General features: G+C 70.2%; 4 protein-coding genes and 1 pseudogene. 1 reads left to right on the top strand and 4 read right to left on the bottom strand.

Annotated features, from left to right (window positions below; all coding sequences use genetic code 11):
* Window positions 1-171: 171 nt before the first annotated feature.
* Together ACFYXF_RS23470 and ACFYXF_RS23465 are read right to left on the bottom strand one after the other, a co-directional pair.
* Window positions 172-1428 (bottom strand): hypothetical protein, encoded by a 1257-nt coding sequence (locus ACFYXF_RS23470; protein WP_389351970.1) that lies wholly within the window; start codon window positions 1426-1428, stop codon window positions 172-174.
* Between the two features lie 151 nt (window positions 1429-1579).
* Window positions 1580-1972: a hypothetical protein gene (locus tag ACFYXF_RS23465; RefSeq protein ID WP_389351969.1), complete on the bottom strand. Its 393-nt coding sequence runs from the start codon at window positions 1970-1972 to the stop codon at window positions 1580-1582.
* A 539-nt stretch (window positions 1973-2511) separates the two neighbouring features.
* Here ACFYXF_RS23465 and ACFYXF_RS23460 point away from each other — a divergent pair.
* Window positions 2512-2703 (top strand): annotated as a pseudogene (locus tag ACFYXF_RS23460) (response regulator transcription factor); the annotation flags it as partial.
* Window positions 2704-2774: 71 nt separating this feature from the next.
* Here ACFYXF_RS23460 and ACFYXF_RS23455 read toward each other — a convergent pair.
* Together ACFYXF_RS23455 and ACFYXF_RS23450 are read right to left on the bottom strand one after the other, a co-directional pair.
* Window positions 2775-4226 (bottom strand): aldehyde dehydrogenase family protein, encoded by a 1452-nt coding sequence (locus tag ACFYXF_RS23455; RefSeq protein WP_389351967.1) that lies wholly within the window; start codon window positions 4224-4226, stop codon window positions 2775-2777.
* Window positions 4223-5953, bottom strand: a complete 1731-nt coding sequence (locus ACFYXF_RS23450) for an amidohydrolase family protein (protein ID WP_389351965.1) — start codon at window positions 5951-5953, stop codon at window positions 4223-4225. The genes ACFYXF_RS23455 and ACFYXF_RS23450 overlap by 4 nt, the downstream gene beginning before the upstream one ends.
* Between the last annotated feature and the right edge of the window lie 47 nt (window positions 5954-6000).

Below are 6000 nucleotides of genomic sequence, written 5' to 3'. Positions count from 1 at the left end.
CCGCTCCTCAAACGCCGGAGGGGCTGGATGGTGCCGGCCGGGGCTTGATCTTTCAGCCCGTCCGGCGTTTGAGGACGAGGCCGTTCAGGCCGACAAGCGGGGGTCTGGGGGCGGCAGCCCCCAGGGATGGGAACGGGTAGGGGCGGCGGGGGCGAAAAAACTTCGGGACGGTCACCGCGTGAGGACGTCGACTCCCAGGTCCTGGGTGATGGCCGCGATGTTCACGCCGACCATGTGCGGCGTCGAGCAGTGGCAGGGGCCGCCCGCCTTCCAGATCAGGCCCGAGTGCCCGCCGACGATCCAGGCGCCGGACTCGGTGTCGTCCGTCGTGTAGATGGGCGCACCGGAGTCACCACCCTGCGTGATCTCCCCGTTGTCGTAGTTCGGCCAGTTCGTGCCGCCACGGTCGTAGAGGAACCCCTTGCCGTCCTTGATGCAGTTGATTCCGCCCGAGTAGCAGATGCTGTACCTGCTGTCGGAGATCGGGTGACCGCAGTGGTTGAACGACACGGAACCGCTCACGCACACCTTCGTCCCGTTGTCGGGCACCTCCGTCCCGTGCACGAACATCGTGGCTCCGCTGCCGGCCACCCCGCCCGTGAACATGAAGCTGTCGTAGGGCTTCGCCGTGTTGCCGGACATCAGCTCGGTGTCGATGTTCTGGTTGCGCCTCGTGACCTGTCCGACCCAGTTGCCGAAGCCGTTGTTCTGCCCTCGGCTGTAGACGTGCGTCAGGTTGCTGTAGCAGTGCCCCGCGGTCGTCAGGTAGAGGTGACCGGTGCTCCGCTGCTTGACGGCGAACCCTGCCGTGCACTTGTAGGCGCTGGTGCCCTCGGTCCCGATCAGCGCGGATCCGGCCCAGAAGGGCTGGGCATCGGCGAACCGGGACTGCTGGGGTTCGAGGCGGGCCCGCTGTACGTCGACGGCGCCCGGGTAGGCGCTGCGCAGCGAGTCCGTGACGGAGGCCGGGGCGTCCGTGAAGACCGACACCTTGTCGGTCCTGGCGTCGTACGAGGTGGCCACGCCGTACTTGTCGGCGTCGCTGTTCCACGCGCGGGCGGTCACCGTCTGCTGGATCCTGCTCAGGGCGTCCTTGCTGAACCGGCTGGTCAGGACGGTCGTCGGCGTGCCCGCCGGGAGCAGTGCCCGGACCTTGGCCTTCTCCGCGGCCGGTGTGCCGGCGGCCAGCCTCAGCACCGTGCCGGAGTCCGCGACGCCGAGCGCGGAGTGGGTGGTGGCGATGCGGTCGAGCTGCTTCCACTGGCTCTGACTGGGCTCCGTCGACGTGTCGGCGGAGGTGGCCGAGCCCTGGGCCCCGGCCGCCGGCCCGGTGACCGCCGCCAGGGCGACGGCCGGCGCGCCCAGTGCCAGCACGCCCGTGGCCGTCGCCGTGAGCGCCAGCCGGATCAGGCTGCTTCTCGTTTGCACAGTTCCTCGTTTCACTCAGGGGGAGTCGGAACGTGCGCAAACAAACCAAGGCCGTGTAACAGTGACCGGGCCACCGGATCACGGTCACCGATCAGAAACGGCGGCCGGGCCGGCCGTCCCCCGCCACCCCTGGCGGGGGACTCTGATCAGCTCAGCAGCTCCACCAGCCGGTCCACACGTTGGTCGCGTAGTCGTCGTAGTTGCAGTAATTGTTTCCGGCGTCCGTCACGACCTTGACGGTCTTGCCGTTCCAGTCGTCCCAGAAGCCGACGAAGTGGGAGGCTGTGCCACCGCCCGGCATCTGCTTCCAGCCACCCGCACCCACCCATGTGTGCCAGACCGTTCCTGAGGGTGCCACGGCGAAGCACTCTTCCGGCCCATGGGGCCAATCGATGTAGGTACGCCCGTAGGAATTGGCGGTACCGGAGTAGCCAAAACAGCTGACGGCAGCCGCGGCCGCGGGCGAGGAGGACAGCCCCACCACCCCGAGTGCCGCCAGTGACACGGCGGTGGCAGCGGCCGAAAAGCGGGAACGAGACTTCACGATCTCTCCTTTGTTCGGGCCTGTGTTTTCGGGCCTGTGTCAGGGCCGACGGCGCCCCGGGGGCTGTTCCCCTCGGTGGCCCGGCGGTGTGTATGAGACGTTAGGGACGGGAAGCGCCCCCGGCGTCCCGCAGGTGGTTGACCTTCGACTGCAACGGGCGCGGTAGCCGGGCCGGGACTGCGACTTCCGCGGTATACGGAGTGACCACGCCGGTTCGACGGCACGGCGGCCGAGCCCGTCCTACGCTGCGCGGGTGCGGAACGCGGGGAACGCACGGAGGCTGCTGAGCCCGCCGGCCGTGGACGTGGCGCTGGCGGTCGCGTTCACGGTGACCTGTCTGGTCAACCTGCCGCTGGTCGCCCGGTGGCGGGCCCGGTGGCGGTGTCCGCCGTGGTCTGCGTGGGTGGCTGTGGTTCGTCGCGCCCACTGCGTACGGCGGTCTGCTGCGCGCTGCCGACCAGCGGGGGGGATCTACGCCGGGCTGACCGCGGACGAGGGGTCGATGGCCACCGCGCTCGCGCAGGCCGTCGTGTTCAGCTCTGGAAGTCCTGCGGTGGACCGGCACCGGCACCGGCACCGGCACCTCCAACGACGAGATCGCCGGACGGCTGTTCATCACCGAGGCGACGGTCAAGACGCACGTCAACCGGGCCATGTCCAAGCGGGCGTTGGGCAGCCGCGCCCAGGCAGCGGTGTTCGCCTACGAGTCGGGGCTCATCACGCCGGGAGGCGGCGACGGAGCCCGCGCCCAGGCGACCGTGTCCTTCACGGCGCCCCAGCACGGTCCCTCCGCCTGCCCGCCTCACCCCGCCCAGACGACCGCCTGCACCTCCCCATACGCGTGCAGCGCGTACGACCCCACATCGCGCCCCACCCCGCTCCGCTTGAACCCCCCGAACGGCGCCTCCATGTTCCGCCCGACGGTGTTCACGCCCACCCCGCCCGCCCGCAGCCGCCGCGCGACGCGAAACGCGCGTGCCACGTCCCCCGACCAGACGTAGTCGATGAGCCCGTAGTCGCTGTCGTTGGCGAGCGCGACGCCCTCCTCCTCGTCGTCGAAGGGGATGACGGTCACCACCGGCCCGAAGATCTCCTCCCGGGCCACCCGCATGTCGTTCGTGCAGTCGGCCAGCAGGGTCGGGGCCACATAGAACCCCCGGTCGTGCGAAGGCCGTTCACCGCCCGCGACGACCACCGCGCCCTCCTTCCGGCCCAGTTCGACGTACGCCTCGACCCGGTCCCGATGCGCCGCCGAGATCACCGGCCCGACCACCGTGCCCGCCGCACGCGGATCACCGACCTTCAACTGACCGGCGTACGCGGCGAGTTGTTCGACGACCTGCCCGTACACGCCCCGCTGTGCCAGCACCCGTGTCGGCGCCGTGCAGATCTGGCCGCTGTAGAACGAAAACGTCGTGCCGATGCCCGAGACCGCTGAGCGCAGATCCGCGTCGTCGAAGACAAGTGCCGCGCCCTTCCCGCCCAGCTCCATCAACTGGCGTTTCATGCCCCGGCCGCACACCTCGGCGATCCGCTGCCCGACCGCGGTCGACCCGGTGAAGCTGACCATGTCGACGTCCGGCGAGTCCACGACCGCCTCGCCGACCCCAGGGCCCCGCCCGCTGACGACGTTCACGACACCCCGTGGCGCACCCGCCGCCTCCAGCGCCCCCGCCATCCGGTACACCGACAGCGGGTCCTGCGGCGCGGGCTTCACGACCACCGTGTTGCCCATCGCCAGCGCGGGCGCGATCTTCCCGGCCGGGTTGGCCCAGGGGTTGTTGTACGAGGTGATGCAGGCGACCACGCCCACCGGCTGGCGTATCGCCAGCGCGCCCATCACGGCCGCCTTCCCGAACGGGCCCCCCTCGTTGACCTGCGGCGGGATCGCCCACTCGGCCGGCTCCACCTTCGCGTACCGGCGGAACCGGGCCGCGCCCACGCCCACCTGCATGCCACGCGCCGTCGCGGTCGTGGCGCCGGTCTCGGCCTGGGCGAGGGCGGCGTACGGCGCCAGGTGGCTGTGGATGATGTCCGCCGCCCGCCCCAGTACCGCCGCCCGCTCCTCCGCCGGCATCCGGGACCACGGCTCGAAGGCCTCGCGAGCCGCCGCGGCGGCGGCGTGCGCCTGATCCCGCGAGGCCTCCGGCGCCAACCCGACGACTTCCTCCGTCGCCGGGTCGATCACCTCGTAGTGCCCGTCGGCGGGTTCCACCCACGAGCCGCCGACGAACAGCCGCTGTCCGTCGGTCACTTGGTACTCACCGTGGCCGTGTCCCGCCCGGAGCGGAGCACCTTGCCCGGCACCGCACCCGTGACCGCGTCCCCGCGGATCGCCTCAACCCCGTTGACCCACACTGCGGTTATCCCGAGCGCCTTCGAGTCGAGACGCGGACTGTCGCCCGGCAGGTCGTGCACCAGGGTGGCCTTGCCGGCGTCGATGCGCTCCGGGTCGAAGAGAACCAGATCCGCATGGAAGCCCTCCTCGATACGCCCCCTCTCCCGCAGGCCGAACAGCCGCGCCGGATCGTCGGTCAGCATCTGCACCGCCCGCTCCAGCGAGACCAGTTGGCGTCCCCGCAGACAGTCACCGATGAACCGGGTCGTGTACGGGGCCCCGCACATCCGGTCCAGATGCGCGCCGGCGTCGGAGCCGCCGAGGAGCACGTCCTCGTGCCGCCAGGTCTCGGCGCGCAGCGCCCAGGACGCCGGGTCGTTGTCGGTCGGCATGGGCCACAGGACCGTACGGAGTTCGTCGGCCACACAGATCTCGACGAGGCAGGAGAAGGGGTCCAGGCCGCGTTCGGCGGCGATGTCCTGCACGACCCGGCCGGTCAGACCCTCGTTCGCCGCACTGTAGGTGTCCCCGATGACATACCGCCCGAAGTCCGTCAGCCGCCGGAAGACACCGGCCTCCTCGCTCTGCGCCCGCCGGACCATCTCCGCCCGGACGGCGGGGTCGCCGAGGCGCTCGATCCGCTCGGGAACCGGCAGCCCCAGCACCGGTCCCCAGCCGGGAATCAGGTTCAGTGCGCAGAAGGTGCCGAGGGACATGTTCATCGGCGTGAGGATGGGCATGGTGAGGGCCACGACCCGGCCACCCGCCTTACGGGCACGCTCACTTGCCTCCAGCTGGCGGGGTACGCGGGCCGGTACGGACGAGTCGATCGTGAGCACGTTCCAGTTCAGCGGACGCCCGGCGACCGCGCTCATCTCGACGAACAGATCGATCTCGTCGTCACTGAACTGGTCGAGGCACCCGGCGACGATCGCCTCGATCTGCGTACCCTCGTGCTCGCCAACCGCCCTGGACAGCTCGATGAGTTCGGCGGGCAGCGCATGCCGGGACGCGACCGGCTTGCCGTCCCCGTCGGAGTGCGTGGACGACTGGGTGGTGGAGAACCCCCAGGCCCCGGCGTCCATTGCCTCATGGAACAGCCGCAGCATGTCGGCGAGTTGGGCCTCGGTGGGCTGCCCGCCCACCGCATCGGGCCCCATGACATACCGCCGCAGCGCACAATGCCCCACCATGAACCCGGCGTTGACCGCGATCCGCCCTTCGAGAGCATCCAGATACTCCCCGAACCCGCTCCAACTCCAGGGCGCCCCCTCCTCCAACGCCACCAACGACATCCCCTCGACCTTGGACATCATCCGCCGCGTGTAGTCGGCGTCGCCGGGACGGGAAGGGTTCAAGGGCGCAAGGGTGAACCCACAGTTACCGGCGGCAACGGTCGTGACCCCGTGGTTCAGGGAGGGCGTGGCGTACGGGTCCCAGAAGAGCTGAGCATCGTAGTGCGTATGCGGATCGACGAACCCGGGTGCCAACACCAACCCAGCGGCATCTTCAACAGTCCGGGCATCCTCGGTCACGGTCCCGATGACGGCGATCCGCCCGTCCCGCAGCCCGACATCGGCGACGTAGGCCGGACGACCGGTCCCGTCAACGACGGTAACCCCTCTGACCAGATGATCAAGCAAGACAGCACCTCACTCCCACCTAGGGGCGCGGGGAACTGCGCGACCAG

Source organism: Streptomyces sp. NPDC002680 (assembly GCF_042889145.1).
Taxonomy (GTDB): domain Bacteria; phylum Actinomycetota; class Actinomycetes; order Streptomycetales; family Streptomycetaceae; genus Streptomyces; species Streptomyces adonidis.
This window is presented reverse-complemented; position numbering and strand designations above follow the sequence as displayed.